Genomic DNA, 16,999 nt, shown 5'->3' with positions numbered 1-16,999 from the left:
TCATACGCTGCTCTCAGCAGCCGCGCCCCGCGCGTCACCGCGTCTCTCATCCGCGGTCACGTCCGGGTGTTGCGCGGCGCTCTCAACTCCCGGTCCCCGGACCGGTTTTCCTTGTGGGGGGAACAGCACGTGCGGATGCGCAGCATCTCGACCGCGACAGCGCTCGCGGTCCTTTTCGGCTCGGCGGCGCTCAGCGTCGTAGCGACGGGTACGGCCTCGGCCGCGACCGCCAACGTGGCCGCGCCCGGCGGTCTCGTCGCGGACGGCGCCCTCAAGCGGGTGTTCGTCGGCGACCGTTCGGCCGGGACGGTCGCGGCCACGGACTACTCGGGCAACGTCCTCGCCTCGGTCGGCGGGATCGGCGGGGTCTCCGACCTGGTCCTGTCCGACGACGAAAGCACCCTGTACGCGGCGGCCCAGGGCACGCACGAGATCGTGGCGCTCGACCCGGCCACCCTCGATGTGAAGGCCCGCTATCCGGTGGCCACCGACACCGGCCCGCGCTACCTCGCCTTCACCGCGGGCAGGCTCTGGTTCACCTACGGCGACCAGTGGGACGGCGACCTGGGTTCCGTGGATCCCTCGGTGGACCCGGCGAGCGGCACCGACCCGGTGACGCTGACGCAGTTCCCGACCGAGGGCACCTCGGTGGGTCTCTGGGGCCCGGCGCTGCTGGACACCGACCCGCTGCGGCCCGGTGTCCTGGCCATCGGCCAGACCGGCGGCGACTCCACGGACTCGATGGCCGTGGTCGACGTGTCGAGCGGCACGCCCGCGCTCACCGCCTGGTACTTCGGCGACTACACGCTCAACAGCGGCATCGCCGACCTCGACCTCGTCGCCGGCGCGGACCAGGTACTGGTCAACGGCCACGTGGTGGACGCCTACGCGGGCGGCACGTTCACCCAGGCGACCAGCCCCTTCCCGGCCGCCGAGCGGGCCGACGTCGCCCGGGACGGATTCGTCGCGCAGGCGAGCGGCAACACGGTCACGACGTACCGTCCGAGCGGCACGAAGCCCGTCCACACGTACAGCGTCGGCTCCTACGGCACGGCCGACCTGACCTGGGCTCCCGACGCGTCCCGCGTCTTCGTGCTGGCCCAGACGTCCACCGGCGGCTACACCCTCAAGGCGCTGACCGACCCCGAGAAGAACGTCCCGACCCTCACGGTCAACGCCCCCTCCTCCGCCGCCCGCGCCAAGAAGCTCACCGTCACCGGCAAGCTCTCGGCGACGTTCGCGCTGCCCGCCGGAGCCAAGCTCCAGGTCACGCGCACCGACCTGGAGTCCACGAAGGGCAAGGCGCTGCCCGCCGTCACGGTGAAGTCGAACGGCACCTACTCCTTCACGGACACCCCGCCGGCCGGCGGCACGGTCACGTACAAGGTGAGCTACGCGGGCGACTCCGGGCACGCGGCGGTCAGCGCCTCCGACAAGGTCGCCGTCTCCCGCTCGGCGACGAGCCTGAGCCTGAACAACAACGGCAAGCTGTACGCGTACGGCGCCGACGTGAAGTTCACCGCGCACCTCGGCAAGACGTACAAGAACCGCACGGTCGCGATCTACTCGGACCCCTTCGGCGCCGACAAGCCGAAGAAGCTGGTCAAGACCGGCAAGGTCAACTCCAGCGGCAACATCACGGTGACCGTGGACATGACCCGCGACACCGCCGTCAGCGCGGTCTTCGCCGGTGACGCCCGCAACGCGTCCAAGACGGTGAAGGCCACGGCGTACGCCAAGGTCAAGGTCTCCACCGCGATCACCAAGCACTACAAGAAGGCGAAGATCGGCTCGACCTCGTACTACTGGTTCCACAAGAACTCCGCGCCGATCATCACGACGACGATGACCTACTACAAGAACCGCCAGGAGCGGCTCGACCTGCAGGTCTACTACCAGGGCCAGTGGTACTCCTCCGACTCGGAGTACTTCGGCCTGGGCACGAACGGCAAGGCCGCCGTGAACCTCGGCGCCCCCGGCGAGTCCGGCATCAAGGCCCGCATCCGGGCCGCGTACATCAACGGTTCGTCCGGTGACAGCGTCAACTCGACGACGTACAGCGACTGGAAGTACCTGTACTTCTCCAACTAGTACCTGTTTCCCCAGGCGTTGGGGTTCACCGGGTGCGGGGCAGCCCCGCTTCGAGGACCATGTGTCCTCGGGGCGGGGCTGTTCGCGTGGGCGCCGGCTACTCCCCGTCCAGCCCCGTCATGAGCTGCCCGTACGCCCCCTCCGCGGCCGCGACCGCGTCGTCGTACGCCTCGTCGGCGGTCCGTCCCGACGTGATCGTCCGCCAGTTCTCCTGCCCCAACTCCTGCTGTACGGCGATCAGATGGGCCGCGGCCAGGCGTCTGACGATCGGTGGCGTACCGCCGGAGCCGGAGCCGCCGCCGGCCGGCAGGGCGTCCGCGAGCGCGTCGATGTCCTGGCTGGTGTACCGCTGTCTCATGCCGGTGTGGAGGCTGGGCGTGCGGTAGATGAGGTCCTGGAAGGACAGCACCTCGGGGTGGTCGTTCAGGCCGGTGATCGGGTTCCGGGCGGCGAGTCCGGCCAGGAAGTGGTCGCGCAGGGCCGCGGTCGGGGTCAGACCGGCCGGGCGCTCCCGCACCACCCGGGCCGCCTCGCCGAGGTGGTCGGCGAAGCGGTGCAGGACCAGGTCCTCCTTGGTCGGGAAGTACCGGAACAGCGTGGCCTTGGAGACCTCGGCCGCCGCCGCGATCTCGACGACGGACACCTCGTCGAAACCCTGGGCGCGAAAGAGACGCAGGGCTTCCTGAGCGATGAGGTTCCGCGTGCGTTCCTTCTTGCGCTCGCGCAGACCGGTGGGTTCGTCCATGCCGCACAGCTTACACGAGAGATGAGGCTCGGACTCGAATGAGACCGGAGAACTTTTGAGTCCGAGAAACTTCTGAGACCTGGTTGCATTTTCTCGTCGGGCGATGTTCCATGGATACACGACGACGAGAGGGGCCGCCATGACCGACGGCGCTGTACCGAGCGAGGGTGTACTGATCGTGGGCGCCGGACCCACCGGCCTCACCCTTGCCATCGAGCTGGCCCGGCGCGGTGCGGAGGTGCGGATCGTGGACGCGGCCCCGGCCCCGCACCGGGAATCCCGGGGCAAGGGCCTCCAGCCGCGCACGCTGGAGGTCCTGGAGGACGTCGGTGTCACCGAGCGCGTCCTCGCCACCGGGACGACCCGACTGCCGTTCCGCAAGTATTTCGACGGCGCGCAGGTGAACGACACCGACCCCTTCGCGGACACCCGCCCCACACCCGCCGCGCCGTACGAGCGGGGGGTCCTCATAGGGCAGTGGCAGGTGGAGGAACTCCTGCGCGAACGGCTCGCCGAGTTCGGGGTCCGCGTCGAAGGCGGCACGGAGGTCACCGGGTTCGAGCAGGACGAGGACGGTGTCACCGCCGTCCTCGTCGACGGCGAGCGCATCAGGTCCGGCCATCTCGTCGGCTGCGACGGCGGGCGCAGCCGGGTGCGCAAGGCGATGGGGGTGCGTTTCGACGGTACGACGGACGAGACCCAGTCGATGGTCGTCGGTGACGTCGAGGCCGAGGGGATCAGCCGAGACGTCTGGCATCAGTGGTTCGCGTCGGACGGGAGCGGAGTGATGCTCTGCCCCATGCCCGGCACGAACTCCTTCCAGTTCCAGGCCGGCCCCGAACTAAACGCGGGCGGCGCCCCATTGCCGCCGTCGCTGGAGGGTTTCCAGCGGATCTTCGACCGGTACGCACAGGTACCCGGCATCACGCTGACCGACCCGACCTGGCTCTCCCTCTGGCGGGTCAACGTCCGCATGGTCGACCGGATGCGCGTCGGCCGGGTCTTCCTGGCCGGGGACGCCGCCCACATCCACCCGATCGCCGGCGGACTCGGCATGAACACCGGCATCCAGGACGCCTACAACCTGGGCTGGAAACTGGCCCTCGCGACCGCCGGGCAGGCAGGCCCCGGGCTCCTGGACACCTACGAGGAGGAGCGCCTCCCGGTGGCCGCCTGGACCCTGGGCATCACCAGCGACCTGTACGCCCAGGTACGCGAAGCGGTCAAGGAACCCGGCACCGGCGTGGAGGCAGCGGCCCCGCCCCCGATGGGCACGGGCTACCGCTGGAGCTCCCTCGCCGCTCCCGCCACCACCGGCGACCCCGCCGTCCTGCGCCCCGGCGACCGCGCCCCCGACGCCCCCTGCCTGGACGCCTCCGGCCGGCCGATCCGGCTCTTCCAGGTGTACGCGGACCCACGCTTCACCCTGCTCGGCTTCGGCACCGAAGTCGCGGACGCGGTCGGCAAGTTGGCGGGCGGGCGCGATGACCTGCTCCAGGCGTTCACGGTGGACGGCGGCGACGGCAATGGCGACCTGCACGACCACGAGGGGCACGCCCGACACGCGTACGGCATCGAGACCTCCGCCCCCGCCCTCGTCCTGATTCGCCCCGACAACCACATAGCGCTGTTCACCCGGGACCTGGCGGACGTCACGAACTATCTGTCTCAGATCACCACATTCACCCCGAACGAGTGATACTCGGAGTATGAGCATGGCAACGTACGAACTGCTGGCCGCGTCGCACAACACGCTCGACGTGGGCGCCGCCTTTCTCGGTGGCCTGCTGATCGTGGGCGCGCTGGTCTGGGCCATCCATTTCGGCATGAAGGTCCGGGACCAGGAACTTCCACGGCCGCTCCCCGAGGAGCAGCCCCACCTCCCCGCGGGCGGCGCCGTCCACGAGATGCGCGAGATGCGGGAGCCCGACGAGATGCCCGTCGCCTCGGAGGAGAAGGAGCGGTTGATGCCGTACCAGCTCCACCACTCCGGGACCAGAACGGGCAAGGACCAGAGCCGGCTGCGGTGGCTGCCGGGGAGGAGTGGTTCCTTCGGGGGCGGCGGCATAGGCCACGTGTGACCTCGCGGCCCGTGACCTCGTGACCTGACCCAGGGGTTCACCCCGCAGGTCCGCCCTGGGTCGGTCGGCTCACACCTCCGCCGCGGGCAGCGTCACCTCGAACCGGCAGCCGCCCGACACATTCCGTACGGCGGCCCGTCCCTGGTGCGCCTCGACGATCCCGCGCACGATCGCGAGCCCCAGCCCGGCCCCGGCGGGCGGGGTACGGGCGTGCGTGCCACGCCACCCGGTGTCGAAGACACGCGGGAGATCGTCCTCGGGGATGCCACCGCAGCCGTCCGTCACGGACAGGACGACACCCTCGGCGGTCCGCTCGGCGGCGACGGCCACCGTGCCGTCGGTCGGCGTCCGGCGAATCGCGTTGACCAGCAGATTCCCCAGCACCCTGCTCATCTCCTTGCCGTCCACCTCGACCGGCACCGGTTCGATCCGGTCGCCGACCAGCCGTACGCCGTACTCGCGCGCGAGCGGGTCCGCGCCGGCGAGGGCGTCGCCGATCAGGTCGTAGAGGGACATGCGGGAGCGGGTGAGGGCGAGGGAGCCGGCGTGGATGCGGGAGAGTTCGAAGAGGTCGCCGACCATGTCGTTGAGGCGTTCCACCTCGGTGCGGATCTGGCGGAGGTAGCGGGCGGGGTCGGCGGCGACGCCGTCCTCCAGGGCCTCGGACATCGCGCGGAGACCGGCCAGCGGGGTGCGCAGATCGTGCGAGATCCAGGCGACGAGTTCCCGGCGCGAGGACTCCAACGCGCGCTCGCGGTCCCGGGATTCGGCGAGCTTGGCGCTGGTGGCGGCCAACTCCCGGCTGACGTCGGCGAGTTCGGCGGTGGCGGGACGTGCGGGGGCGGAGTAGTCGCCGCCGTCGCCGAAGTCCCGGGCGGCGAGGGCGAGTTCACGGCTGCGGGCGACGACCCAGCGGCCGAGCAGCAGGGCGGTGAGGAGGGAGACGACGGCGGCCATCGCGACCACGGTGGTGACCACGGACAGATCGTGCCGGGACAGGAACATCGCCTGTGCCACGGCGAGCGTCCCGGCGAGCATCGCGGTCACCGCGACCGCGGCGACGACGGACACGGAAGCGGTGAGCGACCGTCGCCGCAGCAGCCACAGGGCACCGGCACCGAGCACTCCGGCGGCAGCGGCTCCGAGAAAGGCGAACAGGGCGATGAGGAAGGCGTCACGCATGACCGGTCAGGCCTCCTCGGTGCCGGTGGGATCGAAGCGGTACCCGATCCCCCACACCGTCTGGATGAACCGCGGCCGCCCCGGATCGTCCTCGACCTTTCCGCGCAGCCGCCGTACATGCACGGTGACGGTCGACAGATCGCCGAAGTCCCACCCCCACACCTCGCGCATCAGGTCCTCGCGCCCGTACACCCGCCCCGGATGGCGGAGAAAGAAGGTGAGCAGGTCGAACTCCCGGTGGGTGAGGGTGAGTTCGGTGCCGTCCTTGCTGGCCCGGCGGGCGGCGGGATCGACCGCCAGTCCCCCGGCGCTCAGCGGTGCGGCGGATCCGACCGGCGATCGGGAGCGCCGCAGCACCGACTCGACCCGCAGCACCAGTTCGCGCGGGCTGAAGGGCTTGGTGACGTAGTCGTCGGCCCCGACCTCCAGGCCCAGGATCCGGTCGTCCTCGTCGCCCCGGGCGGTCAGCATGATCACCGGCACGGGCCCGCGCCCGCGCATCCGCCGGCAGACCTCCAGCCCGTCCATCCCCGGCAGCATCAGATCGAGCACCACCAGGTCGGGCCAGTGGGCGTCCGCCCGGGCCAGCGCCTCCGGCCCGTCCGCGGCCCGCTCCACGACATACCCGGCCCGGTCGAGATACCCGGAGACGACCTCGGCGACGGTCGGATCGTCGTCGACGACCAGCACCCGGGCACCGACCGCCCCGTCGACCTTCCCGGCCTTCTCGTACGACTGCTGCATGGGGCCAGCCTCGCACCCCACCCCCCGCCGATGCCGCCCCGCACCGGCTCCGGGCGCCGGACGTCCTTGTTTCGTAAGAACCCCGGCGCCCGAACTGGCCTACCTCTGTCCCGCCGCCGCCCTACTGCCGCGCGCCGTCCCGCGCCGGGCTGTACACCGCCAGTGCCCAGATCACGAACACGTCGACCGCGATCATGATGACCGACCAGACCGGCGCGTACGGGAGGAACATGAACTGGAGGATCGCGCTGAGGCTCGCGAGGACGATGCCGCAGACGCGGGCCCAGCCCATGCCGCTGAGGATGCCCCAGCCGGTGAGCACGCCCACGGCGCCGAGGCAGATCAGGATGACGCCCCAGCCGGTGAGGTTGATGCTGTAGATGTAGTCGCCGACGCGGGCGTACACGTCGTCCTTGGCCAGCGCGGAGATGCCCTGGAGGATGGCGATGACGCCGTTCATCAGCATCAGGACACCGGCGAAGACCGCGCCGCCGGCCGCGAGACCGCCGCCGGACGACGACGGGCCGTAGCCCCGGGTGCCGGGGGCCTGGCCGGGACGTCCGCCGGAGTCGTTCCAGGCCGGGGGCTTCTCCTCGCCGCCTGCGGACGGCGAGTGCGGCTGCTGCGTCGAGTGCGGCTGCTGGGTCATGGCCGTACCCCACCTCTCTGTGGTGTGTGGTGCTTCGACCATCCGGCCGGGGCGCTGCCTCCACCAGGGGGATTACGCCGTACGGGTGACACCCGAAGCGCCCCCCGGCCCGGGCCCCGGCCCCTCCTCCGGTTCCGCCGCCAGGAACTCCACCACCGCCAGCGCGAACAGCACCGCCAGCCCCAGTCCGACGACCACCCACCCCGTCGGACGCGACCACAGCAGATACGCCAGCAGCGCCGCGCCCACCAGCACCCAGCCGATCCACACCCGGAACCGGCGCACGAACGGCCCCACCGGCCCCGTCCGCAACCCCGCCCCGTCGGCCACCGCCCGCACCGCCCCGATCCCGGACGTCCACAGCCTCTGTACGAGACCGGCCCGGCGCCCGGGACCGGTCAGCCAGGCGCCCAGCGCGACCACCACGCCCAGCGCCACGACCATCCGCACGGTCGTGAAGAGAAACCGGGTCAGCGCGTCGTACACCGCGGCCGCGGCGGCCGGTGACACTCCCGCCGGGAGCGCGTCGAGGTAGACGGCGCGGAAGACCCGTAGCGCGATGCCGAGCAGGGCGGTCGCGGCGGCCACGCCCAGCGCGCCGGTCACCAGCGCGCGCCGTCTCCGTGCCGCCAGCAGGACGCCCGCCGCGACCAGCACCACCGCGACGAACGGCAGCCAGGTACCGGCGAGTTGGAGGATCCGGAAGTACGTCTTGTACGTGTCGAGGTCGTCGCTCTTGAGGAGCGTGATCGACGTGTGGAGCTCGGGGATCTTCCCGGCGACCGTCATCCCCTCATCGACCAGCCGCTGTTTCACCTGGTCCACCACGGGGCCCACGTCGAGCGTCACCGCGCCGTCGTCGAGTCGTACCGCACCACCGCCACTGCCGGTCAGGGCTTTCTCCACAGTGCTGTGGACACGGCGGTTGGCGTCCTTCCAGATCGTGGCGAAGGCGCGCGACGCGGCGACCGCCTGCGCCTTGTCGTGGACGAAGGCGCGGACCGAGTCCTCCAGCGAACCGCCCAGCGCGCCCAACGCCTTTTCCAGCAGCGGGCGTTGGTCGGGCGCCGCACCGGACAGCAGGGCGGTGAGGTCGAGGTGGTCCATCACGGCCGAGGTCACCCGGTTCGCGACGGCGTTCCGGATGTCCGGGTCGGAGGCGAGCGGCGCGACCGTCTTCACATAGCGGTCCGTGTCCCCCACCGTGTCCGCTGTCCACGCGGCCACCACTCCCAACGGCGCGAGCACGCACCCCACGACCACCAGGACCACGGCGACCAGCGAACGCACCCGGTGCCGCGGCCGCCGCTCCGCCTCCAGTACGGCCACCCGCGCCCGCAGCCGCTCCAACTCCCCGGCGCCGCTCTCCACCACCCGCTCCTCCTCCGCCGACGCCGTGAATGCCAGGGCATCCCCAGTCGCCCGCGTCCGCGAGCAGTGCCACGCCGTTCGGGTGACGCCGGCCGGTGCCCTACCGCACCTCCCGCGCGCCCGGCCCGGAAACCCGCGAACCGGCCTCTCGGTGCGGGGCCCGCCCGGCAGCATGCCGCGTCCCGTCGTCCATCACCGGAGCCGCCGATGTCGTACCGGCCCCCGCCCCTCGATGTGCAGCCGGTCGCCGAGCTCTGCTCACAGCTCTCCGGAGTGCTGGCCGGATTCGCGCTCACGGCCGTGTTCATCGTCGTCGCCCACTTCCTCGGCGATGAACTCCCCTTCCGGGTCCGTCAGTTGCGGCAGTCGTTCATCAGCTCCGCGCCCTCGCGAACTCCCGGAGAAACAGCGCCTCTACGCGCGCCATGTACTCAGGCCATCCAGAAGAAGACGGCGGTCATCCGCTTCTCCTCCAGCGTGCTGCCGTGGTAACCGGTCGCGCTGTGCACGAGGTTGGCGTTGTAGAGCAGCAGGCTGTTGTACTTGTGCGGTACGCGCACGTCCTCTTCGAAGGCGTCCGGCGCGACGAAGCGCGTCCCGAGGGCATCGACGAGGTTGTTGTGCGGAGCCTGCACGACATTGCCGCCGAGGCGCCCGCCCGGCAGATGCTGCCGGTAGAAACTGGTCCCGCAGTCCTTCGGCACGGAGGGGTTGAGATACAGCACGGCGGCGTACCGGCACAGGGCGCGGGAGTCGGTGTGCGGCCGGGGCTCGCTTTCCCCCTCTCCCACCACCTGGATGCAGTTGTGGTTGAGGGTCCCGCCCCCGGGCGCCTTCTGCACCCACAACTCCTTGGCCCCGGTGGCCTGTTTGACCAGCCGCTCGATCCGCCCCATCTCGGCCGGCTCAAGCCCCGGCATCGTCCGCAGCCCCGGCCAGGTCTCCGACGTGTACGGATACCCCTTGACCCAGTCGTCCTTCGCGAGACACCGCTCCCGTACGGCATCCACGTCCGGAAGCACGTCGTTCAGCACCCAGTAGTCGCGTCCCTTGGTGGGCTTGCGGTACGGGAGGACGGGGAGGGGGGCCTGCTGCCGGGCCCGTTGCTGGGGGTGTGGGGGGAGTGGGGGCATGGGGCAGAACGTAAGCGGGGGTTCGCCAATGCTGTGCCATACACCGGTCAACATTCCGTCAATGACGGGGTGTTGGGGGCAGGATCGAGCGGCGGAGTCGGACTCAGAAGGTGGCGTCCTGCGAGCCCGCCGCTGAGGCATCCGCGCCATCCACACCGTCCGCCTCTACGCCGAACAGGTCCTCGGAGGCCGTGACCGTCAGGGCCCGGTCGAACCAGGTCGTGAGGGTGTGGAGATCGGCACAGGACGTGATGCGTTCCCGGGTGTCCTCGGAGACAAGGATTCCGCGCTTCTCCAGCAGCCGCAGGATCAACGCGGCCTCGCCCGCGGCTTTGCCCTCGGCCTGGCCTTCGAGATAGGCCCGCTCCATGAGGTGGCCCCGGCCGGGGAAGTAGTTGACGAAACCCATGATGCTCCTCCATTTGTCGCCGGCGGGGGTCTCCCCGAGGGTGACGTCCAGGAATTGGTAGATGTAGTCGGAGGCGTCTGCGGCCATGCCCGTGAGGGCCTGGTCCAGTGCGTCCAGTATGGCGTCGCAGTCGCGGTTGTTGGCGTGTGTCAGGGCGGAGAACGCGGCCAGCGCGGGATTTCTGGCTGCCGTCCTCGCGTCCGTGATCATCGGGAGGTTGTCCGGCCCGACAACGAGGGGCCACGTTCGCTGGACGGTCCAGCCGCGGGTGCCGCAGTCGAACGGACCGGCCGCCCACTTGGCCGTGGCCCGGTCTCGGCAGAGCACGAGCAGCAGGACCGGCAGCTTGTACTTCGACTGGAGGTAGGCGACGTAGTACGGCCAGCTCGCCTCCTTCCTGTCGTCCCGCCGTTCCTGCGACTCGACGGCGAGCAGGAAGTCCTCCCCGTCCGACGGACAGATCCGCAACGCGGTGTCGATGTGCCGTGCGATCGGCCGGGTCTCCGTCACGTCGGAGGTGATCGCGTACACCGCCGCCTTCTCGGGTAACGCGATGCCGAGTACGCCGAATACAGGCGTGAGGATCTCGGGCCGCTCCTGGAAGATGCGGTGCATGCCCTCCGAGGCTCAACTGGAGCACTTTCGAAAGCTCTTCCGTAAAGTGAAGGGCGAGTCGCTAGACCCAGCGCAGTCACGTGACCTCATTCACCAGTTGGCCAAGGATCTGTGAGGACGAGCCATGATCACCCCCGCTCAGTGGCAGAAGTCATCCTTCTCCGGCGGCGGTGAAGGCAACGACTGCGTCGAACTCGCCGCAACCCCCACCACGATCCACCTCCGCGAATCCGACACCCCCACCACTCACCTCACGACCACCCCCACCCCTCTCACCCACCTACTGCAAGCGATACGCACCGGCACCCTCGCCCAGCACCCCTGACACCGACGCCGACAATCCCCTCACCCCATCCCGGGAAGAACAACCCCGTTCAGATCAGCGACGATGTGCGCGCAGCCCGGTGAGGAGTACCTGCTGGGTGATCCCGCGTTGCCGCGCGTCCGAGGTCGAGTCGGCCATGCGCATGAACGCCGCCACGTCCTCGGCGGTCACATCCCGGCGCAGCAGACCGCTGTTCCTGACCCGGTCCGTGACCGGCGTGATCAGCGAGACCGTGATCAGCCGACCCTGTTCGGCCGCCCGCGCGCTGGTCCGGCACAGGGCGTCGAACAGTCGTAGTTCCGCCTCGTCGAGCGCGCAGCCCCGGGTGAACACCGTACGGAAGGCGTCCCAGTCGTCCACGGTGTCCGCGGCCTCCGCCGCGACTCGGCGGGCCCCGTCCGCCAGGTCGTCGAGCAGGTGGAGAACGAGTTCGTCCTTGGTCGGGAAGTGCCGGTAGAACGTGGTCGCGCCCACGCCCGCGGACCGGGCGATGGCCTCGATGCTGAGGTCGGGCCCGTGCTCGGCGAAGGCCAGCCGGGCGGCGTCGAGCAGTCGTCGGCGGTTGCGCACCTGGTCCTTGCGCGGTGCGCGCTGTCCTGCAGCCGTCAAAACGAGCCCCCGGTCACCACAGCCACCCGAGCGGTGGCGATCGCACGCTCCGGCAGGGCGGGCGGTACGACTCATCCGATTCGATTCGATTGATTCGATCAGATTGATTCGGCAGCGATGCTACCGCTTCTTACGGAGAGGCGGGGAAGGGCGGTCTCAGGCCGGGTTCTCCAGGCCGAAGACCTCCTGCGTGCCCAGCATCACGAAGAGCGGTTCACTGAACCGGCTGAAGCGCCATCCGCCCCCGGTGCGCGTGCGCACGGCCTCGACCTCGAAGGCGGCCAGCGACTCCTCGAACAGGCCCGCCTTGTCCCCGGCGCCCTCGTGGTACGCCCGCACCCGGACGGCGGCCCGCGCGGTGTCTCCGGTGAAGGAGACCCGGAAGTTGCCGATCATGTGATGGGTCCGGCCCACCTTCCCGACCAGGTCGCGGGCGAAGCCCACCACCTGCTCACGTCCGTCGACCCGATGCACGCCGAACCACTCCGACGCGACGCCCTCGGTGAACAGGTCGTCCAGGTCGGCCCAGCGCTTGAAGTCCAGCGCGTCGGCGTAGCGGTGGAACAGGTCGAGGATCTCCAGCCGGTCCTCGATGCGGACGGCGTCTGTCATGACCGCTCCCTTGATCCGGCAGTGGCACTACCGGATTGTGCGCTACCTTGATACGGCAGTGAAACTACCGTTTCGAAGAAAGGTGCCGCCATGCGCGCGCTCCTCCCCACCGGCGACCCGCAGACCCTCACCGAGCCGGGCGAGGTCGACGCCCCGGCCCCGCGAGCCGACGAGGCGCTGATCAAGGTGACCGACTTCTCGCTCAACCGGGCGGACTTCCTGCTGCTGAACAGCCCCTCCAGCACGTACCGCCCCGGCATCGACGCGGCCGGCGTCGTCGAGGAAGCCGCGTCCGACGGCAGCGGGCCGGCGGCGGGCAGCCGGGTGGTCCTGCACCTGCCCGAGGGCGGCGCGGGCGCCGAGTACGTGGCCGCAGCGGCGGACCGCCTCGCCGCCATCCCGGACGGCGTGGACTCGGCCACCGCGTCCACGCTGCCCCTGGCCGGCCTCGTCGCCCGCCGGATGCTCGCCCTCACCGGGCCCCTCCAGGGACGCCGGATTCTGGCCACGGGCGTGGGAGGCGGCGTCGGACAGCTCCTCATCCAGCTCGCCGTCGCCGAAGGGGCGAAGATCACCGCCGTCGCCGCGGAGGGCCAACCGACCGCGCACATGGCCGCGTTGGGCGCCGAGATCGCCCTCGACATCGAGACCGTCGGCGGCGAGCCCTTCGACCTCGTGCTGGAGTCCGTGGGCGGCGAACTGGGATCGAAGGCGGCCTACGCACTGCGCCCCGGCGGGCAGTACGTCTGGTTCGGCCAGGCCAGCGGCGACCCCATCAGCCTGGACTTCTTCCGGCTGCTCCAGGGCGGCACCTCTCTCACCCTGCGCCACTTCGTCTACAGCGACGGCGACAGCGACGGAAGCCGCGACGCCGCGGACATGGCGGCACTGCTCGCCCTGGCGTCACGCGGAAAACTCCGGGTCGAGATCGGCCACCGCGGTGACTTCAGCAGCGCCGGGCCGATGCTGAAGGAGATGTCGGCGGGCCGTCTGCGGGGCAAGGCGGTTGTCAGCATCGACTGACCGCGTCCGGGCACCGGGACGGCAGAACGGCACCGACTCCGAAACCCTCCTGCCGTTCTCGTGCCGGAGAGACCCAGGTCACATCCAGGCCTGTCACATTCCCGCCGGGTCGTTCCGTCAGAGCTGTGTAACCAACAGCCACGACAGGACAAAGGAGCCCACCATGGGTGCCCGACTGAACCCCTTCGCCAGCCCCGTCGCCGGCAGGGCCCTGAAGCACTTCATCGCCGCCGGCAAGGTCATCGACGACTCGCCGCTGCCCGCCGCCACACAGGAACTGGTGAAGCTGCGCGCGAGCCAGATCAACGGGTGCGCGTTCTGCACCGACATGCACAGCAAGGACGCCGCCGCCGCGGGCGAGACCTCGGTACGGCTCAACCTCGTCGCCGCGTGGCGTGAGGCGACCGTGTTCACCGACGCCGAGCGCGCGGCGCTGGAGCTGGCCGAGGAAGGGACCCGGATCGCGGACGCGGCCGGCGGGGTCCCGGACGAGGTGTGGCAGAACGCGGCCAAGCACTACGACGAGGAGCAGCTCATGGCCCTCGTCTCGCTGATCGCCCTCATCAACAGCTTCAACCGGATGAACGTCATGCTCACGATGCCCGCCGGCGACTATCAGCCCGGCCAGTTCGCCTGACGCGAGCATCACCGCGGGCCGTCGCAGCCGGCCGAAGGCGCCACACCCGAAGCCGGCTCACCGCCACCCTCACCTCCAACCCAACCCACGCGAAGTCACCAACCACCCCCCGAAGTTGACCCCCACCAACCGGACCCACCCCCCACCACTTGTGACGCGCCCCACTCCGGCTTTACCAAAACAAAAGACTCCGCGCGCTCCTCCGATCCGTATTCCCCACTGTCCGTACCGCCGACGGGCGGTCCACGACACAGGAGGTACGGTGCGCTTTTCGCGGAACGCGACGGGAACCATGGTTGTGGGGGGTGCCCTCAGCCTGACCCTCGTCGCACTGGCCTATCCGGCAATGCTGGGCGTGACCACGGTCTCCAGCGCTCCCGCACGCGTGATCGCCAACACGCAGTGGGGGCCGCTGACCGAGGCGGACCGCGACTTCGTGGTCAAGGTGCGCGCGGCGGGGCTGTGGGAGTACCCCGTCGGTCAGATAGGCCTGAAGAAGGGGGCGAGCCCGGCGGTCATCACCGCGAGCAAGCACCTGATCGACGGGCACGCGGCGCTGGACACCACCGTCCGCAAGATCGCGCCCATGCTCAACATCACGATCCCGAACCAGCCCAGCCCGCAGCAGCAGGGCTTCATCAACACGCTGAACGGGGACAGTGGCAAGCAGTTCGACACGGACTTCGCCAACATCCTGCGCGTCACGCACGGTTCGATCTTCAACACGATCGCGAAGATCCGCTCCACGACGGAGAACACCCTCGTGCGGATCCTCGCCAACCAGGCCAACGCGACGGTCCTGGACCACATCACGGTGATGGAGGAGACCGGACTGGTCAACTTCAGCCAGGTCCTCTTCCAGGAGACGACCCCGCCGAAGCTGCCTGCCGTGGACCTGACCCCGCCGCCCCCGGCCGCGGGCCAGCCGGAGGTGGTGCTCACCCCGCCGGTGAACAGCACCACCCAACCGCCGGTCCTGCCGGGCGAGTCGGCCAGCGGCAGCGCGGCCAACCCGACCGGCACCCCGACCGTGGGATGAGCCCGCTAGGCCCCCAGCCACACGGTCGTGTCCGGTGCCAACAGCCCGGATGGTCCCAACTCCCCGTCGCCCGCCGCCGGTCGGCTGCTCAGCAGCACCTCCCCCGGCGGCCGGGCGACCGGTACGGCCGACAGGTTGGTGACACACCGCCAGCCGTCGGAGCGCGCGAAGTGCAGCACCCCGGGCGGGCTGTCCGCAGCCCAGGTCAGCTCCTCCCCGTCGAGCAGCTTGCGGCGCAGCCGGAGGGCCGTGCGGTAGAGCTCCAGGGTCGAGCCCTCGATCCCGTCCTGCGCCTCGACGGCGTACGACGCGAAGCTCGCCGGCTGCGGCAGCCACGCGGGCCCCGGCCCGAAGCCGTACGACGGACCGGCCGAGGTCCACGGCAGGGGGACCCGGCAGCCGTCGCGGCCCTTGTGGGTGTGGCCCTGTTGTTCCCAGACGGGGTCCTGGAGGACCTCGACGGGCAGGTCGGCGACCTCGGGCAGTCCGAGTTCCTCGCCCTGGTAGACGTACGACGAACCGGGCAGCGCCAGCATCAGCAACGTCGCGGCGCGGGCCCTGCGCAGGCCGGCTGCCGTGTCGACCGGTGGAGTGTGCCCGTTGGACAGGAGCCAGGTGTTCGGGTCGGTGCCCGGGGGCAGCATCAGGCGCGAGGCGTGTCGTACGACGTCGTGGTTGGACAGGACCCAGGTGGCCGAGGCGCCTGCCGCGCGGGCCGTCGCGAGCGAAGCGGTGATCACCTCGCGGAGTTCGTCCGCGTCCCAACCCGCCTCCAGGTACTCGAAGTTGAAGGCCTGGCCGAGTTCTTCCGGGCGGGCGTACAGGGCGCGGCGGGCGGCCGGTACCCAGGCCTCGGCGACCGCCATGCGGGGCGGGGTGTAGGTGTCGAGGACGGTGCGCCGCCAGTCGCGGTAGATCTCGTGGACCTCGTCGCGGTCGTAGTAGGGGTGGCTGCCGGGCGGGATCGAGTCGAGGACGTCCTCGGCGTTCGCCGCGATGGGGCCCACGTCGCGGAGCGGCCCGGCGAGGTCCTTGGCGAGCGCGTGCGCGACGTCGACGCGGAAGCCGTCGACCCCTCGGTCGGACCAGAAGCGCAGGGTGGTGCGGAAGTCGGCCCGGACCTCCTCGTTCGCCCAGTTGAGGTCGGGCTGTTCGGGTGTGAAGAGGTGCAAGTACCACTGTCCGTCGGGGAGTTGCCGCCACGCGCTGCCGCCGAAGACCGACGGCCAGTCGGTGGGCGGGAGTTGACCGTCCGCACCGCGCCCCTCCCTGAACACGTACCGGTCACGGGCGGCGGAGCCGGGCGGGGCGGCCAGCGCCTCCCGGAACCAACTGTGCTGCCGCGAGGTGTGGTTGGGCACGATGTCGACCATGACCTTCAGGCCAAGACGGTGGGCCTCGGCGACCATCGCGTCGAAGTCGTCGAGGGTGCCCAGGCGTGGGTCCACGTCGCGGTAGTCGGCGACGTCGTAGCCGCCGTCGGCGAGTTCGGACGGGTAGAAGGGGCTGAGCCACACGGCGTCGACGCCCAGGGCGGCGAGGTGACCGAGGCGCTGGGTGATGCCCTTGAGGTCTCCCAGTCCGTCACCGTCGGCGTCGGCGAAACTGCGCGGATAGATCTGGTAGACGACGGCCTGACGCCACCAGTTCGGGTCACGGGAGGACAGGTCGGACACATGGTCTCCTTATGAATTCCCTTTACACCAAGGCAAGTTGACAGTCATCTTCCGGTGG

18 protein-coding genes are annotated in these 16,999 nt (G+C 70.4%); 8 read left to right on the top strand and 10 right to left on the bottom strand.

What is annotated here, in order from left to right; genetic code table 11:
• The first annotated feature begins 135 nt into the window (after window positions 1-135).
• Entirely contained in the window at window positions 136-2,091 is a 1,956-nt protein-coding gene (locus SPR02S_RS02310; protein WP_019055316.1) for a YncE family protein, read from the top strand.
• Window positions 2,092-2,188: 97 nt separating this feature from the next.
• On the opposite strand, the gene SPR02S_RS02305 is transcribed toward SPR02S_RS02310, so the two are convergent.
• Window positions 2,189-2,836, bottom strand: coding sequence for a TetR family transcriptional regulator (locus tag SPR02S_RS02305; protein ID WP_019055315.1), 648 nt, complete (start codon window positions 2,834-2,836; stop codon window positions 2,189-2,191).
• Window positions 2,837-2,975: 139 nt separating this feature from the next.
• Here SPR02S_RS02305 and SPR02S_RS02300 point away from each other — a divergent pair, with 139 nt between their 5' ends.
• Both SPR02S_RS02300 and SPR02S_RS02295 read left to right on the top strand, forming a co-directional pair.
• Window positions 2,976-4,535, top strand: a complete 1,560-nt coding sequence (locus SPR02S_RS02300) for an FAD-dependent monooxygenase (protein WP_019055314.1) — start codon at window positions 2,976-2,978, stop codon at window positions 4,533-4,535.
• A gap of 10 nt (window positions 4,536-4,545) precedes the next feature.
• Window positions 4,546-4,917 (top strand): DUF6479 family protein, encoded by a 372-nt coding sequence (locus tag SPR02S_RS02295; protein ID WP_019055313.1) that lies wholly within the window; start codon window positions 4,546-4,548, stop codon window positions 4,915-4,917.
• A 69-nt stretch (window positions 4,918-4,986) separates the two neighbouring features.
• Here the strand turns inward: SPR02S_RS02295 and SPR02S_RS02290 are convergent, their stop codons facing one another.
• The 4 genes from SPR02S_RS02290 to SPR02S_RS02275 form a co-directional block, all read right to left on the bottom strand.
• Window positions 4,987-6,099: a sensor histidine kinase gene (locus SPR02S_RS02290; protein WP_019055312.1), complete on the bottom strand. Its 1,113-nt coding sequence runs from the start codon at window positions 6,097-6,099 to the stop codon at window positions 4,987-4,989.
• Between the two features lie 6 nt (window positions 6,100-6,105).
• Window positions 6,106-6,843 carry a response regulator transcription factor gene (locus SPR02S_RS02285; RefSeq protein ID WP_019055311.1) on the bottom strand — a complete coding sequence of 246 codons (738 nt, stop codon included), beginning with the start codon at window positions 6,841-6,843 and terminating at the stop codon, window positions 6,106-6,108.
• A 121-nt stretch (window positions 6,844-6,964) separates the two neighbouring features.
• Window positions 6,965-7,492 carry a DUF7144 family membrane protein gene (locus SPR02S_RS02280; protein ID WP_019055310.1) on the bottom strand — a complete coding sequence of 176 codons (528 nt, stop codon included), beginning with the start codon at window positions 7,490-7,492 and terminating at the stop codon, window positions 6,965-6,967.
• A 72-nt stretch (window positions 7,493-7,564) separates the two neighbouring features.
• Complete coding sequence (locus SPR02S_RS02275) at window positions 7,565-8,866, bottom strand: hypothetical protein (protein WP_019055309.1); 1,302 nt, start codon at window positions 8,864-8,866, stop codon at window positions 7,565-7,567.
• Window positions 8,867-9,070: 204 nt separating this feature from the next.
• On the opposite strand from SPR02S_RS02275, the gene SPR02S_RS62800 reads away from it, so the two are divergent.
• On the top strand, window positions 9,071-9,355 hold the full coding sequence (locus SPR02S_RS62800; RefSeq protein ID WP_158697763.1) for a hypothetical protein: 285 nt from the start codon (window positions 9,071-9,073) through the stop codon (window positions 9,353-9,355).
• Here SPR02S_RS62800 and SPR02S_RS02270 read toward each other — a convergent pair.
• Window positions 9,295-9,996: a DUF6445 family protein gene (locus tag SPR02S_RS02270; RefSeq protein ID WP_019055308.1), complete on the bottom strand. Its 702-nt coding sequence runs from the start codon at window positions 9,994-9,996 to the stop codon at window positions 9,295-9,297. The two genes, SPR02S_RS62800 and SPR02S_RS02270, sit on opposite strands and share 61 nt — an antisense overlap.
• 103 nt (window positions 9,997-10,099) lie before the next feature.
• Entirely contained in the window at window positions 10,100-11,020 is a 921-nt protein-coding gene (locus SPR02S_RS02265; RefSeq protein ID WP_019055307.1) for a hypothetical protein, read from the bottom strand.
• A 124-nt stretch (window positions 11,021-11,144) separates the two neighbouring features.
• Between SPR02S_RS02265 and SPR02S_RS02260 the strand changes: the two genes are divergently transcribed.
• Window positions 11,145-11,345, top strand: a complete 201-nt coding sequence (locus SPR02S_RS02260; RefSeq protein ID WP_019055306.1) for a DUF397 domain-containing protein — start codon at window positions 11,145-11,147, stop codon at window positions 11,343-11,345.
• Window positions 11,346-11,399: 54 nt separating this feature from the next.
• On the opposite strand, the gene SPR02S_RS54975 is transcribed toward SPR02S_RS02260, so the two are convergent.
• Window positions 11,400-11,954 carry a TetR/AcrR family transcriptional regulator gene (locus SPR02S_RS54975; protein WP_245607475.1) on the bottom strand — a complete coding sequence of 185 codons (555 nt, stop codon included), beginning with the start codon at window positions 11,952-11,954 and terminating at the stop codon, window positions 11,400-11,402.
• A 156-nt stretch (window positions 11,955-12,110) separates the two neighbouring features.
• The gene (locus tag SPR02S_RS58825) at window positions 12,111-12,566 is read right to left on the bottom strand and encodes a nuclear transport factor 2 family protein (protein WP_019055304.1); all 456 of its coding nucleotides are present in this window, start codon (window positions 12,564-12,566) and stop codon (window positions 12,111-12,113) included.
• Window positions 12,567-12,656: 90 nt separating this feature from the next.
• On the opposite strand from SPR02S_RS58825, the gene SPR02S_RS02245 reads away from it, so the two are divergent.
• From SPR02S_RS02245 to SPR02S_RS02235, 3 genes are all read left to right on the top strand, one after another.
• Window positions 12,657-13,589, top strand: a complete 933-nt coding sequence (locus SPR02S_RS02245; protein ID WP_019055303.1) for a zinc-binding dehydrogenase — start codon at window positions 12,657-12,659, stop codon at window positions 13,587-13,589.
• Window positions 13,590-13,752: 163 nt separating this feature from the next.
• Entirely contained in the window at window positions 13,753-14,226 is a 474-nt protein-coding gene (locus tag SPR02S_RS02240) for a carboxymuconolactone decarboxylase family protein (protein WP_019055302.1), read from the top strand.
• 292 nt (window positions 14,227-14,518) lie between these two features.
• Window positions 14,519-15,265, top strand: a complete 747-nt coding sequence (locus SPR02S_RS02235; RefSeq protein WP_373283250.1) for a DUF4142 domain-containing protein — start codon at window positions 14,519-14,521, stop codon at window positions 15,263-15,265.
• 5 nt (window positions 15,266-15,270) lie between these two features.
• Here the strand turns inward: SPR02S_RS02235 and SPR02S_RS02230 are convergent, their stop codons facing one another.
• A complete protein-coding gene (locus SPR02S_RS02230) occupies window positions 15,271-16,941 on the bottom strand; it encodes a glycoside hydrolase family 13 protein (RefSeq protein ID WP_019055300.1) in 1,671 nt (556 codons plus the stop codon).
• Window positions 16,942-16,999: the final 58 nt, after the last annotated feature.

The sequence above is a fragment of the Streptomyces prunicolor NBRC 13075 genome, from assembly GCF_000367365.1.
Classification (GTDB): domain Bacteria; phylum Actinomycetota; class Actinomycetes; order Streptomycetales; family Streptomycetaceae; genus Streptomyces; species Streptomyces prunicolor.
Note: the sequence above shows the minus strand (reverse complement) of the source record. Positions and strands in the feature narration are given on the sequence as shown.